The 390-nt window shown below is 73.1% G+C and carries 1 protein-coding gene; it reads left to right on the top strand.

Features of this window, described 5'->3' with window-relative positions; translation table 11 throughout:
- Positions 1–390, top strand: a 390-nt coding sequence (locus ACLEQD_RS45215; protein WP_410392043.1) for a condensation domain-containing protein, incomplete at both ends; no start/stop codon positions are given.

Raw genomic sequence — 390 nt, 5'->3', positions numbered from 1 at the left:
ATGTGGCCGCGCTGGAGGGCAGCCTCACGGCGCTCGCGGCGCGCCATGACGCGCTGAGGACCTCCTTCGGGGCGCAGGACGGGCGGCCGCTCCAGCTCATCTCGAAGGACGCGGTGCTGCCTCTGGCGCGAGTGTCGCTGACGGCCCTGCCGGTGGAGGCCCGCGAGGCTGAAGCCTCCCGGTTGGCCCATGAAGAGGCCCGACGCCCGTTCGACCTGACGCGCGGCCCGCTGGTGCGCGCCACGCTGCTGACGCTGGAGGAGCGCACGCATGTGCTGGTGCTCGTCATGCATCACGCCGTGTCGGACGGCACGTCCATGGCGGTGCTGGTGCGTGAGGTGTCCGCCCTCTACGCGGCGCTGCGCGAGGGCCAGCCTTCTCCGCTGCCCG

The sequence above is a fragment of the Corallococcus sp. 4LFB genome, from assembly GCF_046520365.1.
GTDB classification, from domain to species: Bacteria; Myxococcota; Myxococcia; order Myxococcales; family Myxococcaceae; genus Corallococcus; species Corallococcus caeni.
This window is presented reverse-complemented; position numbering and strand designations above follow the sequence as displayed.